General features: G+C 74.2%; 16 protein-coding genes and 1 pseudogene. 2 read left to right on the forward strand and 15 right to left on the reverse strand.

Annotated features, from left to right (window positions below; all coding sequences use genetic code 11):
- Positions 1-371: 371 nt before the first annotated feature.
- From QMQ26_RS06490 to QMQ26_RS06550, 13 genes are all read right to left on the reverse strand, one after another.
- The gene (locus QMQ26_RS06490; RefSeq protein ID WP_404814080.1) at positions 372-1,214 is read right to left on the reverse strand and encodes an AAA family ATPase; all 843 of its coding nucleotides are present in this window, start codon (positions 1,212-1,214) and stop codon (positions 372-374) included.
- Positions 1,215-1,287: 73 nt separating this feature from the next.
- Positions 1,288-1,740 carry a type II 3-dehydroquinate dehydratase gene (gene aroQ / locus QMQ26_RS06495; RefSeq protein WP_100835262.1) on the reverse strand — a complete coding sequence of 151 codons (453 nt, stop codon included), beginning with the start codon at positions 1,738-1,740 and terminating at the stop codon, positions 1,288-1,290.
- On the reverse strand, positions 1,737-2,831 hold the full coding sequence (gene aroB / locus QMQ26_RS06500) for a 3-dehydroquinate synthase (protein WP_100835263.1): 1,095 nt from the start codon (positions 2,829-2,831) through the stop codon (positions 1,737-1,739). The genes aroQ and aroB overlap by 4 nt, the downstream gene beginning before the upstream one ends.
- Complete coding sequence (locus QMQ26_RS06505) at positions 2,824-3,354, reverse strand: shikimate kinase (protein ID WP_100835264.1); 531 nt, start codon at positions 3,352-3,354, stop codon at positions 2,824-2,826. The genes aroB and QMQ26_RS06505 overlap by 8 nt, the downstream gene beginning before the upstream one ends.
- Positions 3,351-4,535, reverse strand: coding sequence for a chorismate synthase (gene aroC / locus QMQ26_RS06510; protein WP_100835265.1), 1,185 nt, complete (start codon positions 4,533-4,535; stop codon positions 3,351-3,353). Before aroC ends, QMQ26_RS06505 begins: the two co-directional genes overlap by 4 nt.
- A 170-nt stretch (positions 4,536-4,705) precedes the next feature.
- A complete protein-coding gene (locus tag QMQ26_RS06515; protein ID WP_100835266.1) occupies positions 4,706-5,533 on the reverse strand; it encodes a shikimate dehydrogenase in 828 nt (275 codons plus the stop codon).
- Positions 5,534-5,544: 11 nt separating this feature from the next.
- Entirely contained in the window at positions 5,545-6,057 is a 513-nt protein-coding gene (locus QMQ26_RS06520) for a GNAT family N-acetyltransferase (protein ID WP_404814081.1), read from the reverse strand.
- A complete protein-coding gene (locus tag QMQ26_RS06525) occupies positions 6,054-6,875 on the reverse strand; it encodes an ABC transporter ATP-binding protein (RefSeq protein WP_282205067.1) in 822 nt (273 codons plus the stop codon). Before QMQ26_RS06525 ends, QMQ26_RS06520 begins: the two co-directional genes overlap by 4 nt.
- An 89-nt stretch (positions 6,876-6,964) precedes the next feature.
- Complete coding sequence (gene mltG, locus QMQ26_RS06530; protein WP_282205068.1) at positions 6,965-8,962, reverse strand: endolytic transglycosylase MltG; 1,998 nt, start codon at positions 8,960-8,962, stop codon at positions 6,965-6,967.
- Between the two features lie 116 nt (positions 8,963-9,078).
- Positions 9,079-10,266, reverse strand: a complete 1,188-nt coding sequence (gene mltG, locus QMQ26_RS06535; protein ID WP_282205069.1) for an endolytic transglycosylase MltG — start codon at positions 10,264-10,266, stop codon at positions 9,079-9,081.
- 130 nt (positions 10,267-10,396) lie between these two features.
- Positions 10,397-10,888, reverse strand: a complete 492-nt coding sequence (ruvX, locus tag QMQ26_RS06540) for a Holliday junction resolvase RuvX (protein ID WP_282205070.1) — start codon at positions 10,886-10,888, stop codon at positions 10,397-10,399.
- Positions 10,885-13,551 carry an alanine--tRNA ligase gene (gene alaS / locus QMQ26_RS06545; RefSeq protein WP_282206449.1) on the reverse strand — a complete coding sequence of 889 codons (2,667 nt, stop codon included), beginning with the start codon at positions 13,549-13,551 and terminating at the stop codon, positions 10,885-10,887. Before alaS ends, ruvX begins: the two co-directional genes overlap by 4 nt.
- A gap of 443 nt (positions 13,552-13,994) precedes the next feature.
- On the reverse strand, positions 13,995-14,474 hold the full coding sequence (locus QMQ26_RS06550; protein WP_100835270.1) for a DUF948 domain-containing protein: 480 nt from the start codon (positions 14,472-14,474) through the stop codon (positions 13,995-13,997).
- A gap of 225 nt (positions 14,475-14,699) precedes the next feature.
- Here QMQ26_RS06550 and QMQ26_RS38170 point away from each other — a divergent pair.
- Both QMQ26_RS38170 and QMQ26_RS06560 read left to right on the forward strand, forming a co-directional pair.
- A pseudogene (locus QMQ26_RS38170) lies at positions 14,700-15,077 on the forward strand (AAA family ATPase); the annotation flags it as partial.
- 164 nt (positions 15,078-15,241) lie between these two features.
- Positions 15,242-16,876: an ATP-binding protein gene (locus tag QMQ26_RS06560; protein WP_282205072.1), complete on the forward strand. Its 1,635-nt coding sequence runs from the start codon at positions 15,242-15,244 to the stop codon at positions 16,874-16,876.
- Here the strand turns inward: QMQ26_RS06560 and rpsD are convergent.
- Positions 16,864-17,478: a 30S ribosomal protein S4 gene (rpsD, locus tag QMQ26_RS06565; RefSeq protein ID WP_100835272.1), complete on the reverse strand. Its 615-nt coding sequence runs from the start codon at positions 17,476-17,478 to the stop codon at positions 16,864-16,866. The genes QMQ26_RS06560 and rpsD overlap by 13 nt on opposite strands.
- A 305-nt stretch (positions 17,479-17,783) precedes the next feature.
- Complete coding sequence (locus QMQ26_RS06570) at positions 17,784-19,133, reverse strand: replication-associated recombination protein A (RefSeq protein WP_100835273.1); 1,350 nt, start codon at positions 19,131-19,133, stop codon at positions 17,784-17,786.
- Positions 19,134-19,135: the final 2 nt, after the last annotated feature.

The raw sequence follows: 19,135 nt of genomic DNA on the forward strand, positions 1-19,135 counted from the left end.
GCGCGTGCAACCGGGTCGAGTTCGCACGGTCCGAGGCTGCCGCGGTCTCCGACGCACCCCCACCCCGCCCCTCGCCGCGCAGCGGAACCTCAACGCGCGTGCAACCGGCTCAGGACCGCGCGGTCCGAGGCTGCCGCGGTCTCCGACGCACCCCCACCCCGCCCCTCGCCGCGCAGCGGAACCTCAACGCGCGTGCAACCGGCTCAGGACCGCGCGGTCCAAGGCTGCCGCGGTCTCCGACGCACCCCCACCCCGCCCCTCGCCGCGCAGCGGAACCTCAACGCGCGTGCAACCGGCTCAGGACCGCGCGGTCCAAGGCTGCCGCGGTCTCCGACGCACCCCCACCCCGCCCCCCGCCGCGCAGCGGAACCTCAGCGCGCGTGCAGTCGGCTCAGGACCGCGCGGTCCAAGGCTGCCGCGGTCTCCGGGACGCTCAGGTTGGAGTTGTCGATGATCGGCAGGCCGGAGGTGCGCCAACCGGCCATCCGGCCGTGGATGCGGGCGACTTCGTCGTCGGAGAGGCGGCGGTTGCCGGAGCGTTCGGCGTTGCGGGTGAGGACGCGGTCGAGGCCGGGGAGCAGGACGACGGGGATCATGCCGGGGCCGATGTGGCGCTTCCAGCCGCCGAGGCCGATCGCGGGGCGGTCGGGGAAGACCGCGTCGTCGATGATGCAGGAGATGCCGTTGGCGAGGTAGTTGCGGCAGGCGAAGCCGCAGGTGCGGCGGGCCAGGCGGTACTGGGCCTCGGAGGCGGTGTTCCAGCCGGACTGCGGGTTGGCGAAGCCGGACTGGACCCACTCGCGGACGTCGTCGAGGCTGATGTGCGCGGTGGGGGTGGGGCGGCGTTCGGCCCAGTGCCGGGCGACGGTGGTCTTGCCGGCGCCGGCCGGGCCGATCAGCAGGACGGCGATCGGGCCGGGCAGCGGGGCGGGGAACGCGGGCTGCTGCGGTGGCGGGGCGGGCAGTTGGACGGTCCCTCCGGTCGGGAGCAGGAAGTGGCCGGTGCCGCCGGGCGCGACCGGGCCGACGGCCGTCAGCGGGACGGTCGGGCGGTCCGGCCGGGGCGCGGTCGGCCCCAGGGTGGGGATCGCCTGGGTGGCGCCGGGCGGGGCCGGTGCGGGGTACGGCGGCTGGGGGCCGGTCGGCTGCGGGGACACCGCAGGTCGTGGTGGCACTTGGCCCCCCGCGTGCTGGTTCTGCGCGTACTGGCTCACCGTCACCTCCCTGCGCCGAATGTACACGTGGGCCCGGTGGCGGGCACAAGTCCGCCACCGGGCCCGGCGTGCGTCAGCGGCCGGTGAGCTGCTCGGCGAGGGCGCGCAGGGCGAGCTCGTAGGAGCCGAGGCCGAAGCCGGCGATGGTGCCGGAGGCGACGGCGGCGATGACCGAGGTGTGCCGGAAGGTCTCGCGGGTGTACGGGTTGGAGATGTGCACCTCGACCAGCGGGGCGGTGCGCTGGGCGGCGGCGTCGCGCATCGCGTACGAGTAGTGGGTGAAGGCGCCCGGGTTGATCACCACGGGGGTCTTCGCGTCCGCCGCCTCGTGCAGCCAACCGACCATCTCCGCCTCGGAGTTGGTCTCCCGGACCTCCACCGACAGGCCCAGTTCGGCGCCGAGCGCGGTGCAGCGCTCGACCAGGCCCGCGTACGAGGTGGAGCCGTAGACGTCGGGTTCGCGGGAGCCGAGCCGGCCCAGGTTGGGGCCGTTCAGGACCAGGACGCGGGTGGCGGGCGTGCTCATCCGGAGACCTCCCCGTAGGCGGCGACCAGCACGGACGGGTCCGGGCCCTCCAGGATGGAGGTCTTGGCCAGGCCGTCCAGGACGACGAAGCGCAGCAGGTCGCCGCGCGACTTCTTGTCGATCTTCATGGCGTCCAGCAGCTTCGGCCAGGCGTCCGCGCGGTAGGTCAGCGGCAGGCCGACCGAGGCCAGCACGGTGCGGTGGCGGTCGGCGGTGGCGTCGTCCAACCGCCCGGCCAGGCGGCCGAGTTCGGCGGCGAAGACCATGCCGATGGAGATCGCCGCGCCGTGCCGCCACTTGTAGCGCTCGTTGCGCTCGATGGCGTGGCCCAGGGTGTGGCCGTAGTTGAGGATCTCGCGGCGGCCGGACTCCTTGAGGTCGCCGGAGACCACGTCGGCCTTGACCTGGATGGCCCGGCGGATCAGCTCCAGGGTGTGCGGCCCGGCCGGGGTGGTGGCGGCCTCCGGGTCGGCCTCGACCAGGTCGAGGATGACCGGGTCGGCGATGAAGCCGGCCTTGATCACCTCGGCCAGGCCGGAGACGTAGTCGTGCTTGCCGAGCGTCTCCAGGGTGTCGAGGTCGGCCAGCACGCCCGCGGGCGGATGGAAGGCGCCGACCATGTTCTTGCCCTCGGCGATGTTGATGCCGGTCTTGCCGCCGACGGCCGCGTCGACCATGCCGAGCAGCGTGGTGGGCACCGAGATCCAGCGCACCCCGCGCAGCCAGGTCGCCGCGACGAAGCCCGCCAGGTCGGTGGTGGCGCCGCCGCCGAGGCCGACCACCACGTCGCTGCGGGTGAAGCCGGTCTGGCCGAGCACCGACCAGCAGTACGCGGCGACCTCGGCGCTCTTGGCGTCCTCGGCGTTCGGCACCTGGAGGGCGATCGCCTCGTAGCCCTGGTCGGCGAGGTCCGCGCGGACCGCCTCGCCGGTGGCCTCCAGGGCCTCCGGGTGGATGACGGCGACCCGCTTGGCCTTCGGGCCGATCAGCGGGGCGAGTTCACCGAGCAGCTGGTGGCCGATCAGCACCTCGTAGGGGGCATGGCCGTCGCTGCCCGCGACCTGGATGCGGACGAGGTCCGGGTCAGACATGGGGGTTCTCCAACTCCAGTGCGTCGAGTACGGCGTCGGCGACCTGTTCGGGCGTGCGGTCCCCGGTGGCGGCCACGGTGGTGGCGACCTCCAGGTAGAGCGGGCGGCGGGCCTCCATCAGCTCGCGCCAGCGGGCCCGCGGGTTGACCGCGAGCAGCGGGCGGGGGGCGTCCAGGCCGACCCGCTTGACCGCGTCGGCGAGCGGCACCTCCAGGAACACCACGGGCAGCGGGGCGAGCAGCGCCCGGGTCTCCTCGGCCATGACCGCGCCGCCGCCGAGCGCGAGCACGCCGGGGAAACCGGTGACGGCGGCCCGGACGGCGGCCCGCTCCAGCTGCCGGAAGTGCGGCTCGCCCTCGTCGAGGAAGATCTCCGGGATGGGCTTGCCGGCGGCCTGCTCGACGTCGGTGTCGGTGTCGCGGAACGGCAGGCCGAGGCGGTCGGCGAGGACCCGCCCGACGGTGGACTTGCCGCTGCCGGGCGGGCCGACCAGCACCACCGCGGGTGTGGCCGGTGCGCTCATCGGACGATCAGGTGGTCGAGGTAGGACCGGACGTTGCGGCGGGTCTCGGAGACGTTGTCGCCGCCGAACTTCTCCGCCACCGCGTCCGCCAGCACCAGCGCCACCATCGCCTCGGCGACGATGCCGGCCGCCGGGACGGCGCACACGTCGGAGCGCTGGTGGTGCGCCTTGGCCGGCTCGCCGGTGCGCACGTCCAGGGTCTGCAGGGCCCGCGGGACGGTCGCGATCGGCTTCATCGCGGCCCGCACCCGCAGCAGCTCGCCGGTGGACAGGCCGCCCTCGGTGCCGCCGGAGCGGCCGGAGGTGCGCCTGACGCCGTCCGGCGTCGGGACGATCTCGTCGTGCGCCTGCGAGCCGGGCACCCGGGCCAGGTCGAAGCCGTCGCCGACCTCGACGCCCTTGATCGCCTGGATGCCCATCAGCGCGGCGGCCAGCCGGGCGTCCAGCCGGCGGTCCCAGTGCACGTGCGAGCCGAGGCCGACCGGCACGCCGTAGGCCAGCACCTCGACCACGCCGCCGAGGGTGTCGCCGTCCTTGTGGGCCTGGTCGATCTCGGCCACCATCGCCTTCGACGCGTCGGCGTCCAGGCAGCGCACCGGGTCCTCGTCCAGCCGGGCCTCGTCGGCGGGCAGCGGCAGCACCCCGGCCGGGGCCTTGGCGGCGGCCAGCTCCACCACGTGGCTGACGATCTCGATGCCGCAGGTCTCCTTGAGGTAGGAGCGGGCGACCGCGCCGAGCGCGACCCGGGCCGCGGTCTCCCGGGCGCTGGCGCGCTCCAGGATCGGCCGGGCCTCGTCGATCGAGTACTTCTGCATGCCCGCCAGGTCGGCGTGGCCGGGGCGGGGCCGGGTCAGCGCCTCGTTGCGGGCCAGGCCCGCGAGCACCTCGGGGTCGACCGGGTCGGCCGACATGACCTGCTCCCACTTCGGCCACTCGGTGTTGCCGACCATGACCGCCACCGGCGAGCCCATGGTCTCGCCGTGCCGGACGCCGCCGAGGAAGGTCACCTGGTCCTGCTCGAACTTCATCCGCGCGCCGCGGCCGTAACCGAGCCGGCGGCGGGCCAGCGCGTCGGCCACCATCGCGGTGGTGACCGGCACCCCGGCCGGCAGGCCCTCCAGCGTCGCGACCAGAGCGGGGCCGTGCGACTCCCCCGCCGTGAGCCAGCGCAAGCTACCCACCGAAAGCTCCTTCGTCAGCGGCCCGCGCCGTGAACGGCGGCCGGCCCGGCGTCTCGTCCTGCCCGGCCGCAGGAACACGGCGGGCGAACTCCGATCCTTTCACGTCCCGCAGGTCACCGGGGCCACGGTCCGGGTGGCGGACAGCGAACGTCCGGAACCGAACGGGTCCGTCACCCGGCGAGCGCGGTCTCGCCCGCCTTCCGCATCGCGGCCAGCGGGCCGTGCGGCACGCCGGTGAACCGCTCGAACTGGAGCACCGCCTGGTGCACCAGCAGGTCCAGCCCGCCCAGCACGGTGCCGCCGCGCTCCAGGCAGGCCGCGGCCAGCGCGGTCGGCCACGGGTGGTACAGCACGTCGAACAGCACGCCGGGCGTCGCCGTCAGGTGCGCCGCGAAGCAGTCGGTCGCCCCGACCGGCGTGGTGGAGACCGTCAGCGGCCCGGCCAGCGCCCGCGCGGCGTCCGCCCAGTCGGCGGTGCGCACCACCACGCCCAGCCGCTCCCCCAGCTCCCGCATCTCGGCGGCCCGGGCGGCGCTGCGCACGTACGCGGTGACCTCGCCGTCGCAGACCTGGGCCAGCGCGGCCAGCGCGGAGGAGGCGGTGGCCCCGGCGCCCAGCACCGCGGCCGACCCGACCCGCTCGACGCCGTGCTCGCGCAGCGCGTTGACCAGGCCGGGGACGTCGGTGTTGTCGCCGTGCCGCCGCCCGTCGCGGTCGATCACCACGGTGTTGACGGCGTCCACCGCCCGGGCGGTGTCGCTGACGGTGTCCAGCAGCGGCCGGATCGCCCGCTTGAGCGGCATGGTCAGCGACAGGCCGGCCCACTCGGCGGGGTCGAGGCCGGTGACGAACGCCGCCAGCGCCGACTCGTCGAGCTCGTACCGGCCGTACCGCCAGTCGGTCAGCCCGAGCGCGGCGTACCCGGCCGTGTGCAGGAGCGGGGAGAGCGAGTGGGCGATCGGCGAGCCGAGCACGGCGGCCCGGTGCGGGGTGGTCACGAAGCGGCCTTTCAGGGAGTGGTGCTGGTGGTACGGGCGGCACTGGTGGTGCGGGAGGGGTCGGCGGCGGGGCGGTGCAGGAAGACGTCGACCGGGTCCTCGGACTCCGGCACGAAGCCGTGCCGCTCGTACAGCCGCCGGGCGGGACTGCCCCGCAGCACGTTCAGCCGGACGGCCAGGCCCGCGGCGTCGGCCCGCTCCAGCGCGTCGCGCAGCACGGCGGTGCCCAGGCCGCGGCCGTGCAGCGCCGGGTCGAGGTAGAAGTGCTCCAGCAGCAGGGTGCCGGGCCGCTCGTCGGGGGCGAGCGCCAGGCAACCGGCGGGCGACGGGAAGCCGGGCACCTCGACCACCGAGGTGTGCCGCGGGCGGTACGCGTCGCGCAGCCGCTGCCGGACCTTCCGCTCGTCGTAGCGGCCCAGCCGTTCCAGGTCGGGGCGCATCGCCGCGGCCCGCAGCTCGGCCAGCGGCTCCAGGTCGGCGGCGGTGGCGGGGCGCAGCGTCCAGGCGGGCGGGGCGGTGGTCACTCGGTGCCCCGGCGGGTGCGGGCGGACCAGCGGCCCTCGCTGTGGGTGATCCGGATCGGGTGCCGGAAGCACGCGGAGACCAGCTCGGTGGTCAGCACCTCGGTGGCGGGGCCGGCCGCGGTGGTCAGGCCGTCGCGCAGCAGCAGGGCGTGGCTGGTGGTCCCGGGCAGTTCCTCCAGGTGGTGGGTGACCAGCACGGAGGCCAGCTTGGGGTAGCGGGAGCGCAGCTCGTCCAGGCTCTCCAGGAGCTGTTCGCGGGCGGTCAGGTCGAGGCCGGTGGCGGGCTCGTCGAGCAGCAGCAGCCGGGGCTCGGGCATCAGCGCGCGGGCGATCAGGACCCGGCCGCGCTCGCCCTGGGAGAGCGTGGTCCAGGGGCTCTCGGCGCGGTGCGCGACGCCCAGGGTCCGGATCAACTCCTCGGCGTGGTCGAGCTGTTCGGCGGTGGGCTTGTGCCACAGGTCCGGCTCGATGGTCTGCGTGGTGCCGGTCAGCACGACCTGCCGCACCGTCAGCGGGGAGCGCAGCGGGTGCCGCGGGTTGACGTGCCCGAGGTGCGCGCGCAGCTCCCGGACGTCGACCTTGCCGAGCTGCCTGCCCAGCACCTTCACGGTGCCCGCGGTGGGGTGCTCGACCGCGCCCAGCAGCGACAGCAGGGTGCTCTTGCCGGCCCCGTTCGCCCCGAGCACCGCCCAGTGCTCCCCGGCCCGGACGGTCAGCGACACGTCCCGCAACAGGTACTGCCCACCCCGCACCACGTCGACGGCGGCGGCCTCCAGCAGGGCCGGTTCGGGCAGGTGCGGTGTCTGCGGTGTCTCCATCCGCCTCACGCTACCCGCACCACCCGGCCGTCCCGCAAAGCCATATCGCCCACCGGACGGCCCGTCGTGCTCAGGTCAGGACGCGCAGGTCAGGACGTGCAGGCGACGTGCTTGGAGTCGTACTTCATGCCCTTGGCCAGACACCACTCCTGGGTGTTCTTGGCGTGCTCCGCGCCGGTCGCCGCGAACTTGGTCTCCTGCGGCGAGACGGCCAGCCAGAACACCCAGTCGCCCGGCGTCGGGTTGAGCACGGCGTCGAGCGCCTCCTGCCCCGGGTTGCTGATCGGGGTCGGCGGCAGGCCCGGGTTGATGTACGAGTTGTACTTGTTCGACCCGTCGTTGATCTCCTGCTCGGTGAGCTTGGTGCGGCCCAGCGAGTACTGCAGGGTGGTGTCCACGCCCAGCTTGTGCTGGGTGACGTTGGTGGTCAGGCGGTTGGAGATGGCGCGGGCCATCTTGCCGAAGTCCTCCGAGTTGTTGCCCTCGGCCTGCAGGATGCTGGCCTCGGTCACCACCTCGTACGCGTTCTTCAGGCCGATCTTCTGCGCCGCCTCGTCCAGCTTGAGGTCGCCGTACTTCTGGACGGCGTTGGCCACCATCTGCTTCAGCAGTTCCTCGGGCTTCATGCCGTCGGCGACCGAGTAGCGGGTCGGCCAGAGGAAGCCCTCCGGGTTGTTGTTGGCGTAGCCGGGCAGGCCCAGACTGCCGGCCTGGTCCTTGGCGACGTTCGCCGTGGTGCCCGGGGCGAGCTTCAGCTTGCCGTCGATCTTGGTGTAGACGTCGGCGGCCTTCAGCCCCTCGGGGATGATCAGCGCGTTGCCGCCGTTGGACTCCACCAGCTCCTTGAGCGCCGCGGCGGCGGACATCTGGTGCCTGAGGGTGTAGACGCCCGGCTGGATGCCGCGCCCCTTGGGGTCCTTCTCGTACGCGGCGCTGAACGCCTTGATGCTCTTCACCACGCCGGCGTCCAGCAGGGTCTTGCCGATCGCCTCGCCGGCCGCGCCCTCCTTGACGGTGATGTTCACCGAGCCGGAGCCGTCGCCCTTGAAGTCCGGCGGCGGGCCGAAGTGGTCCTGGTAGAAGCCGTAGCCCCACCAGCCCGCGCCGCCCATGCCGCCGAACAGCACCAGGGCGACCACCAGGCACGCACCGCGGTTGCGGCGGCCCGACTTCTTGCCCTTCTCCTTGCGCTTGCGCTCGGCCTCGCGGGAGTCGTCGTGCTCGGAGAAGAACGAGGCGTCCTCGTCCTGCTCGTCCGGGTACCCGTCCTCGGCCCAGTCCTCGTGCTCCTCGTCGGCCCGCTCGTCGGGCGCGGCGGTGCTCCGGCGGCCGGCCGACGGGTTGTCGAGGGCCGCGGCCTCCGCCTCCCAGTCGATGCCGTCCGGCCCGGGGCCGCCGACCGCCTCCGCGGACCGGGGCTGCGCCGCCCGCGCGGCGGGGCACTGCTGCGGCTGCGGCACGCCCTGCTGCTGCGGGTGGCCGGGCTGCGGGTGGCCGGGCTGCGGCACGCCCGGCTGCTGCTGCACCTGCCGGCCGACCGGGAAGCCGTGCGGCGGGGTGCCCTGCTGCGGCATGCCCGGCTGCGGCGGCAGGCCCGTCCGCTGGCCGAACTGCTGCTGCGGCTGCACGCCCTGCTGCGGATAGCCCTGCGGCACGCCCTGCTGCTGCGGATACCCCTGCTGCGCCGTGCCCGGCTGCATCCCGGGCTGGTGCTGCTGTTGGACGAACTGCTGCTGCCCGCCGTAGGAGCCGCCCTGCTGCTGCGGGTACCCCTGGGGCACGCCCTGCTGCTGCACGAACTGCTGCTGGCCCCCGTACGAGCCGCCCTGCTGCTGCGGATAACCCTGCGGCACGCCCTGCTGCTGCGGGTACCCCTGCTGCGCCGTGCCCGGCTGCATCCCGGGCTGGTGCTGCTGCTGGACGAACTGCTGCTGCTCGCCGTAGGACCCGTCCGGCTGCTGCGGGTACCCCTGGGGGTACTGCTGGAGGTAGTCCGGCTGCCCGTACGGGCCCTGGGACCGGGGCTGTTCGCCGGGGTACCACGGCTGGTCGCCCTGGGAGCCGTAGCGCCCGCTCTGATCAGTCATCGATCCCCTTACAGCGTCCAGGGTGTCCGTCGAACCCGCGTGCTGTCCGCGCAGCCCGTGGTCGGAGACGCTACCGTACCGCAGCGTAGCCAAGGACGGTCACTGCCTGCTGTCGTTCACGGGGAGGGGCTCCCGGCGGGCGGGGGCGAGGCGTGCTGGGCGCGGTAGGCGTTGAACTCGTCGACGTTCTTGCGCTGCTGCTCCTCGCTGTCGGTGAACCTGGTGTCCCCGGGTCGGACGGTCACGAAGTACAGCCAGTCACCGTCGGCGGGGTGGAGGGCGGCCCGCAGCGCGTCCCGGCCGGGGTTGCCGATGGGGGTGGGCGGCAGGCCGGGGTGGGCGTAGGTGTTGAAGGGCGAGTCGAGCCGGGTGTCGTCCTGGGTGGTGGTGAGGGTGGAGCGGCCGAGTGCGTAGTTGATGGTGGAGTCGAGCTGGAGCGGCATCTTCTTGGCGAGCCGGTTGTAGACGACGCGGGCGACCCGGGCCATGTCCTCGGGGTTGTCGGCCTCGGCCTGGGCGAGGCTGGCGACGGCCAGCAGCCCGTACGGGGAGACGCCGTTGGCGCCGGCCGCGTCGGCGACCGCGGGGCCGTCGAGGTTGCCGTCGGCCTCCTTGACCATGTCTTGAAGGAGGGTGAGCGGAGTGCTGTCCCCGGTCACGGCGTAGGTGGCCGGGTAGAGGTAGCCCTCCAGGTGGCCGGCGGCGTCGGCGGGGAGGCCGAGCTCGGCGGCGTGCTGCTCGGCGGCGGCCGCGGTGGTGCCCGGTTTCAGGCCGAGCCGGGTGTCGATCGCGGCGAAGACCTGGGTGGAGCGCCAGCCCTCGGGGATGGTCAGGGCGTTGGCGTTGGACGGGTCGAGCAGCACGTTGAGTGCCGAGACCGCCGACATCTTCTCCTTGAGTGTGTAGGTCCCGGGGTGGATGTTGTCGCCGGCCGGGCTCTTGGCCGCGGCCTCGGTGAACGCCCGGGTGGAGGCGACCACGTGCTTGGCGGTCAGCGTCTTGCCGATCTGGGTGATGCTGGCGCCCTGCGCGACCGAGACCTGGACCTGCCCGGTGCCGCCGCCGGGGTAGTCGGGGGCGGGCTGCTCGCCCTCGGGCCAGAGCACGAACAGCGCGAGCGCGGCGGCCATCGCCACGCCGAGCAGCCCGGCGACGCTCAGGCAGCACGCGGCGCGGGTGCGCAGCTGGTCCGGGTCGGGCGGTTCGACGCCGTACGGCAGGCCGGGCGGGGCGCCCTCGGGCTCCAGCACGGGGGCGCCGAGGTGGCCGGGGGTGAGTCCGGGCGCGGTGTACGGGTCGGTCACGGCGGGCCTTCCGGCGGCGGGCGGCGTCCTGGCGCCGCGGCCGGGCGGCCTCCGCCCCCGCACGACGCCAGGGGCCCGTGCGGACGCGCGTCCGCACGGGCCCCTCGACCGGGAAGCTAACCCGTACCGGTCAGACCACCGGCTCGACACTCTCGCCGGGCGCGCGTCCGCTCACCCGTTCGGTCTCAAGGGCCGACTGCAGGATCACCACGGCGGCGGCCTGGTCGATCACCGAGCGGCCCTTCTTGGCCGACCGCCCGGAGGCGCGCAGCCCGGCGGCGGCGGTGACGGTGGTCATCCGCTCGTCCACCAGCCGCACCCCGACCGGGTACAGCAGGCCGGCCAACCGGCCCGCGTACTCGCGGACCTTGGCGGCGGCCGGGCCCTCCTTGCCGTTCAGCGAGCGCGGCAGGCCGACCACCACCTCGATGGCCTCGTACTCCTCCGCGATCGCCCGCAGGCGGGCCTGCGAGCGGCCCCCGGCGGGGACGGTCTCCACCGGCGTGGCGATCAGCCCGTCGGGGTCGCAGACCGCGACCCCGATCCGGGCGTCGCCCACGTCGACGGCGATCCGCCGGCCGCGCCGGAAGACCTTCTCCTCGATGGGGTGCTCCTCGCTCACGCGCGCTCGGCCACCAGCGCCCGCACGGCCGCGACGGCGTCCGCGACGGCGGCCGGGTCGGTGCCGCCGCCCTGCGCCACGTCGTCCTTGCCGCCACCGCCGCCGCCGAGGGTCTTGGCCGCGGCCCGGACCAGCTCGCCGGCCTTGATGCCGCGCGCCCGGGCGTCCTCGTTGGTGGCGATCACGGTCAGCGGGCGGTCGTTGGCGACGGTGAACGCGGCGACCACGGCCGGGCGGTTGCCGAGCCGGGCCCGGACGTCCAGCACCAGCTTGCGCAGCTCGTCCGCGCCGGTGCCGTCACCGACCCGGGCGGCGACCAGGGCCACGCCCCGGACGTCCTCGGCGCCCTCGGCGAGGCCCGCGGCGGCCTGGAGGACCTTCTCCGCGCGGAACTTCTCGATCTCCTTCTCGGCGTCCTTGAGCTTGGTGAGCATCCCGGAGATCTTCTCCGGCAGCTCCTCCGGGCGGCCCTTGACCAGCTCGGTCAGCTGGGAGACCACGGTGTGCTCGCGGGCCAGGAACTTGTACGCGTCGACGCCGACCAGCGCCTCCACCCGGCGCACGCCGGAGCCGATCGAGGACTCGCCGAGCAGCTTCACCAGGCCCAGCTGGGCGGTGTTGCCGACGTGCGTGCCGCCGCACAGCTCCTTGGAGAAGTCGCCGATGGTGACCACCCGCACCGAGTCGCCGTACTTCTCGCCGAACATCGCGATGGCGCCCTGCTTGCGGGCCTGGTCCATCGTCATCACCTCGGCGGTGACGTCGAGTTCGCGGACCAGCACCTCGTTGATCTTCTGCTCGACGTCGGTCAGCACCGAGCCGGGGACGGCGGCCGGCGAGCCGAAGTCGAACCGGAAGCGGCCCGGCGCGTTCTCCGAACCGGCCTGGGCGGCGGTCGGGCCGAGCGCGTCGCGCAGCGCCTGGTGGGTCAGGTGGGTGGCCGAGTGGGCGCGCGAGACGGCCCGGCGGCGGTCGGTGTCGATGGTGGCGTACGCGGACGCGCCGAGCACCACCTCGCCGAACAGCACCCCGCCGGAGTGCACGATCACGCCGGGCACCGGCTGCTGCACGTCCCGGACCTCGACCACCGCACCGGAGTCGAGGCGGATGCGGCCGTGGTCGGCGAGCTGGCCGCCGCCCTCGGCGTAGAACGGGGTGCGGTCGAGGATCAGCTCGACCTCGTCGCCCTCGGTGGCGGCCGGCGACGGGACGCCGTCCACCAGCAGGCCGACCACGGTGGCCTCGCCCTCGGTGTGGCTGTAGCCGGTGAAGACGGACGCGCCCGCCTTGTCGGCGACCTCGCGGTACGCGGCGACGTCGGCGTGGCCCATCTTCTTCGCCCGGGCGTCGGCCTTGGCGCGGTCGCGCTGCTCCTGCATCAGGCGGCGGAAGCCGGCCTCGTCGACCTGGAGGCCCTGCTCCTCGGCCATCTCCAGGGTGAGGTCGATCGGGAAGCCGTAGGTGTCGTGCAGCTTGAACGCCTGCTCGCCGGAGAGCACCGCGCCGCCGGACTGCCTGGTCTCGGTGACGGCGGCGTCCAGCAGGCTGGTGCCGGAGCGCAGGGTCTGCAGGAAGGCGTTCTCCTCGGCCACGACGACCGTCTCGATCCGCTTGCGGTCGCTCTCCAGCTCCGGGTACTGCGGGGCCATCGCCTTGATCGAGACGTCGATCAGGTCCTTGGCGACCGGCTCGGTGGCGCCCAGCAGCCGCATGTTGCGGATCGCCCGGCGCAGGATGCGGCGCAGCACGTAGCCGCGGCCCTCGTTGCCGGGGGTGACGCCGTCGCCGACCAGCATCAGCGCGGTGCGGAAGTGGTCGGTGACCACGCGCAGCGAGACGTCCGACTTGTGGTCGGCGCCGTAGGTGTGGCCGGTGAGCTCGGCGGCGCGGTCGAGGATCATCCGGCTGGTGTCGATCTCGAACAGGTTGTCGACGTCCTGCAGGACGGCGGCGAGGCGCTCCAGGCCGAGGCCGGTGTCGATGTTCTTGCTCGGCAGGTCGCCGAGGATCTCGAAGCCGTCCTTGCCGTCGCCGTGGCCGCGCTCGTACTGCATGAAGACCAGGTTCCAGATCTCCAGGTAGCGCTCGCCGTTGACCGCCGGGCCGCCCTCCTCGCCGTACGCGGGGCCGCGGTCGTAGTTGATCTCCGAGCACGGGCCGCACGGGCCGGGGACGCCCATCGACCAGAAGTTGTCCTTCATGCCCAGGCGCTGGATCCGCTCGGGCGGGACGCCGACGACGTCCCGCCAGATCTGCTCGGCCTCGTCGTCGTCCTGGTAGACGGTGATCCAGAGCTTCTCCGGGTCCAGGCCGTAGCCGCCGTCCGTCACCGAGCTGGTCAGCAGCTCCCAGGCGAACGTGATCGCGCCTTCCTTGAAGTAGTCGCCGAACGAGAAGTTGCCGCACATCTGGAAGAACGAGCCGTGCCGGGTGGTCTTCCCGACCTCCTCGATGTCCAGCGTGCGGACGCACTTCTGCACGCTGGTGGCGCGCGAGAACTGCGGCTTGACCTCGCCCAGGAAGTACGGCTTGAAGGGCACCATGCCGGCGTTGACCAGCAGCAGGGTGGGGTCGTCGGCGACCAGCGAGGCCGACGGTACGACGGTGTGGCCGCGCTCCTCGAAGAAGCGCAGCCAGCGGCGGCGGATCTCTGCCGACTCCATCAGTGGGGGTCCTTCCGATCGGTCGTGCGGCCCGGCAGCTCGCGCTGGCGGGGCTTGGCAACGAGGGTCTGGGGGGGTGCGGCGCGGTGCGCGCGACGACGGGGGCAGGGCGGCGGCCGGGGAGCCCGGGGCCGCCGAGATAGCTCGGGCCCCGTCGTCGGCGGCGGCCGGTCCGCCCAGCGCGCGGCGGCGGGGCGGCTCGACGACCGCCGTGCCGTCCAGGCCGAGGTCCGCGCGCAGCTCGCGCTCGCGCTCGTCCATGCCGGCCCGGACGTCCCGGGCGAAGCGCTTGGCCGCGTCGCCGAGGTGGAGCGCGCCGCGGGCGGCGGTGCCGGACAGCGAGTCCGGGGTGAGGCGGTGCACCGCCTCGTTGGCCTTGTTCATGGCCCAGACGGTGGCGCCCGCGCCGACCGCCATCCAGAAGATCCTGCGCACCATCGCCGTCAGCCCCTCACGGCCCGGCGGACCCGGGCCAGCAGCCCGCCGCGCGGCGCCGTCGCGGCCCGCACCTCGGCCCGGATCAGCCGGGCCAACTCCTCGCGCTCACCCGCCTGCTGCGGCACCGCGCCGGGCCCGGCCTGCTGCCGGGAGACGGCCTTGCGGACGCCGTAGCTGAACGCGGCCACCTTCACCAGCGGCCCGCCCAGCGTGGCGGCCACGGTGGACGACAGCGCCTTGGCGTCGGCCGCCGCGTCCTGCACGTTGGCGGTGATCTCGTCCACCCGCTCCAGCTGCTCCTGCGCGCTGTGCACGGCGCTGCTCGCGTCCCGCAGCAGCGGGACGGCCTGCTCGGTGACGGCGGAGACCAACCCGGTGGCCTCCCGCAGCACCTTGGACAGCCGCACCAGCACCACGGCGAGCAGGGTGACCAGGACCGCCCAGAAGACGGCCACCAGCAGCCCGGCCAGCTCTCCCACGGACACCTTCGCGCGCTCCCTCGCTGTGTTTGCGGAAGTCAGCCAACTTCCACTGGAACCCTATCGCGACGGCGGCCCGTCCCCCGACCGGTATATCCGCCGGCGGGCCCGCCCCGGCCCGGCCGGACCGGCGGATTCGGCGCGTAACCTACCGTCAGGTCACCTCGTTGGGGGTTTGGCTCGCGGAACGCGGGTCGGCGGGTTCCGGGTTTCCTAGCGGCGGGGGCGTCCATGGCGAGCACGGCGGCGGGCCGGCTGCCGGCCGAGGTCACCAGCTTCGTCGGCCGGGCCGCCGAACTCGACGAGCTGTCCGCCCTGCTGGCCCGGGCCCGGCTGGTCACGGTGACCGGCCCGGGCGGCGTCGGCAAGTCCCGCCTCGCGCTGCGCGCCGCCGCCCGGCTGGCCGACGGCTTCCCGGACGGCGCGCACCTCGCCGAGCTCTCCCCCGTGCAGGACCCGCTGCTGCTCGGCCACGCCGTGCTGGAGGCGCTGCACCTGACCGACCACACCGCCCGCCCGCCGCTGGACGTGCTGGTCGAGCAACTCGCCGACCGCCGGGCCCTGCTGGTGCTGGACGGCTGCGAGCACCTGGTCGACGCCTGCGCCGAGCTGGCGGACGCCCTGCTGCGCGCCGCGCCCGGCCTGCGGGTGCTCGCCACCTCCCGGCAGTCGCTGCGCACCGCGGGCGAGCACCTGCTGCCGCTGGCCCCGCTGCCGTACGAGGCGGCGGCCGACGGCGGGGGCGGGGCGGCGGCGGGCCGGACCCGGAGGCGATGCTACTGTTCGCCGACCGCGCGGCGGCCGTCCGGCCGGGCTTCCGGCTGGAGGCCGGCAACCGGGCCGGGGTGGCCCTGCTCTGCCGCCGGCTGGACGGCATCCCGCTGGCCCTGGAGCTGGCCGCCGGGCGGCTGCGCGCGCTCTCCGTCGAGCAGTTGGCGGCCCGGCTGGACGACCGCTTCCGGGTGCTCACCGGCGGCGCCCGGACGGCCCCGCCCCGGCACCGCACGCTGCGCACCGCGATCGGCTGGAGCCACGAACTCTGCACCATGCAGGAACGTTTACTCTGGGCCCGCCTCTCGGTCTTCGCCGCCGGCTTCGACCTGGACGCCGTCGAGTACGTCTGCGCCGGGCGCGGCCTGGAGCCGGACGACGTGCTCGGGCTGGTCGACTCGCTGGTCGACAAGTCCGTCCTGGAGCGCCTCGACGGCGACGGCGCCGTCCGCTTCCGGATGCTCGACACCCTGCGCGAGTACGGCGCGCACTGGCTGCGGGCCGGCGGCGACGGCCCCCGGCTGCGCCGCCGCCACCGCGACTGGTACCTCGGCGTCGCCACCTGGGGCGAGGTCGAGTGGTTCGGCCCCCGCCAGGCCGAGACCGCCGACCGCACCCGGCTCGCCCACCCCAACCTGCGCGCCGCGCTGGAGTTCTCGCTCGCCGAACCCGGCGAGGAGCAGCTCGCCCTCGTGCTGGCCGGCACCCTCTGGTACTTCTGGGTCGGCACCGGTCACCTCGGCGAGGGCCGGCACTGGCTCGACCGGGCCCTCGCGCTCGCCCCCGAACCCACCGACGCCCGGGCCAAGGCGCTCTGGGTCACCGGCTACCTCGCCACCCTCCAGGGCGACCTGGACCGGGCCCGCCCCGCCCTGGAGGAGTGCCGCCGCCAGGCCCAGGACACCGGCGACGACCGGGCGCTGGCCTACGCCGTCCACCGGCAGGGCTGCGCCGCCCTGATCGGCGACGACCCGGCCCGCGCCGCCGAGCTGTTCGAGGAGGCGCTGTGGCACTACGACACCCTCGGCGAGCTCAACTCCAACGTCCTGATGGCCAGGTTCGAACTCGCCCTCGCCCGGCTCTTCCAGGGCGACGAGGAGGGCGGCCGGGCCGGGATCGAACGGCTCCGGGAGACCTGCGAGGAGCACGGCGAGCAGTGGGCGTACGGCTACTGCCTGTACGCGATGGCCTTCGCCCGGCGGCAGGCCGGCGACCTGCGGACGGCCCGGACCCTGGCCCGCGAGTCGATGCGGCTCAACCACCTGTTCCGCGACCTGCTGGGCATCGTGCTGGCGATGGACCTGCTGGCCCTGCTGGCCACCGAGGGCGCGGACGCCGACCTGCGCGAGGCCCGGGTCCTGCAGGGCGCCGCGCACCGGCTCTGGCGGGCCGTCGGCACCCCGTTCTTCGGCTCCCGCTCCTTCAACGGCCCGCACCTGGAGTGCGAGCGGCGCGCCCGGGCGGGCCTCGGCGGCGAGGAGCACGCGGCGGCCTTCCGGCTCGGCTCCCGGCTCGGCCTGGACGCCGCCGTCCGCCGCGCCCTCGACCCGCCCGCGGCGGACGGCCCCGGGGAACGGGAAACGCCCCCGCGGTCCGAGGACCGGGGGGGCGTTCCGCTCGCGGGTCAGCGCGAGTAGTACTCGACGACGAGCTGCTCGTCGCAGACGACCGGAACCTCGCGGCGCTGCGGCGCGCGGTCCAGGCGGAAGGCCAGGGCCTTCAGGTTGACCTCGAGGTACTTCGGGGTCTGGCCCTCGCCGGCGTTGCCGCCCTCACGAGCCACCTGGAAGGGGACCTTCTCCTTGGACTTGTCCTTCACCGTGACGACGTAGCCCGGCTTCATCTGGAACGACGGCTTGTTGACCTTCGAGCCGTTGACCTCGATGTGACCGTGCACGACCATCTGGCGGGCCTGGTAGATGGTGCGGGCGATGCCCGAACGCAGGACCAGGGAGTCGAGGCGGACCTCCAGCAGGGCGACGAGCGCCTCGCCGGTCTTGCCCTCGACCTTCTTGGCGGCCTCGAAGGCACGCGCCATCTGCTTCTCGCTGAGGTCGTACTGCGCGCGCAGACGCTGCTTCTCGGTCAGACGGACCTTGTAGTCAGAGTTCTGCTTGCGGCCACGGCCGTGCTGGCCGGGCGGGTACGGACGGGCCTCGAAGTACTTGACGGACTTCGGGGTCAGCGGAACGCCGAGAGCACGGGCGATCTTGACCTTGGGGCGCTTCTGGTTCGCCATGTTTCCTTTTCCTGTTCAGATACGGCTGTCACCAGGTGTTGACGGAGGACGCTTCTCGCGGCCCGGAGAAAAACCGCCCGTTGCCGGACGGTCAGCCGCTCTCCGCGACCGGGCACTATGTGCTTGCACACGGGGCACCCACGACCGGGAAGGGTGGTGGGAGGCCCGCGACACCGAAGACCGGTGCACGCCGCTCCTGGGGGAACTCCCTCGCGGGAGGCCCCGGTTCGGTGCCCCGCTGGTGCGGCCGGTCGCTCCTCGCGGAACCCCGGGCCCGGGACACACCCCCCTACTATACGGGACGGTCACTCCCCCTTGAGCCGGGCCCTGGTCCACTCCGCGATGTCCGCGTACCGGGCCTCGCCGCCCCGCCTGGTCGGCCGGTAGTACTCCTTGCCGTGCACCTCGTCCGGCGCGTACTGCTGCGCGGCGATGCCCTCCGGCAGGTCGTGCGGGTACTGGTACCCCTTGCCGTGCCCGAGCTTCTTCGCCCCGCCGTAGTGCGCGTCCCGCAGGTGCGCGGGCACCGCGCCGGCCAGGCCCTGCCGGACGTCGGCCAGGGCGGCGTCGATGGCCAGGTACGCGGCGTTCGACTTGGGTGCCAGGGCCAGCGCGATCGCCGCCTGGGAGAGGATGATCCGGGCCTCCGGGAAGCCGATCAGCGCGACCGCCTGGGCGGCGGCCACCGCGGTGGACAGCGCCGTCGGGTCGGCCAGGCCGACGTCCTCGCTGGCGGAGATCATCAGGCGGCGGGCGATGAAGCGCGGGTCCTCCCCGGCCTCGATCATCCGGGCCAGGTAGTGCAGCGTGGCGTCCACGTCGCTGCCGCGGATCGACTTGATCAGCGCGCTCGCCACGTCGTAGTGCTGGTCGCCGTCCCGGTCGTAGCGCACCGCGGCCTGGTTGACCGCCGTCTCGGTCGCCGCCAGGGTCAGCAGCTTCTCCCCCTGCTCCAGCGCCGCCCCGGCCGCCGCCTCCAGCGTGGTCAGCGCCCGCCGGGCGTCGCCCCCGGCCAGCCGCACCAGGTGGTCCTCGGCCTCCGCGCTCAGCTCCACGCTGCCGCCCAGGCCCCGCTCGTCGGTGGTGGCGCGGCGCAGCAGGGTGCGGACGTCCTCGTCGGTGAGGGACTCCAGGGTGAGCAGCAGGCTCCGCGACAGCAGCGGGGAGATGACCGAGAAGTACGGGTTCTCGGTGGTCGCGGCGATCAGGGTGACCCAGCGGTTCTCCACGGCGGGCAGCAGCGAGTCCTGCTGGGCCTTGGAGAAGCGGTGGATCTCGTCCAGGAACAGCACCGTCTCCCGGCCGCTCATCCCGACCGCCCGCCGGGCGCCCTCGATCACCGCCCGGACCTCCTTGACGCCGTGCGTGATCGCCGAGAGCTCGACGAACCGGCCCTCCACCGCCTGGCTGATCACGTGCGCCAGCGTGGTCTTGCCGGTGCCGGGCGGCCCCCAGAGGATCACCGAGCTGGTGGCCGCCGGGCCGCGCGACCCGGCGACCAGCCGGCGCAGCGGCGAGCCCTCCTTGAGCAGCTGCCGCTGCCCGGCCACCTCGTCCAGCGTCCGCGGCCGCATCCGCACCGCGAGCGGGGCGCGCCCCGGCTCGGCGCTCTGGCGTTCCTCGGCGGCATGGGTGAAAAGGTCGGGCTCGTCCACGC

Origin of the sequence: Kitasatospora fiedleri (assembly GCF_948472415.1) — a bacterium.
GTDB lineage: Bacteria > Actinomycetota > Actinomycetes > Streptomycetales > Streptomycetaceae > Kitasatospora > Kitasatospora fiedleri.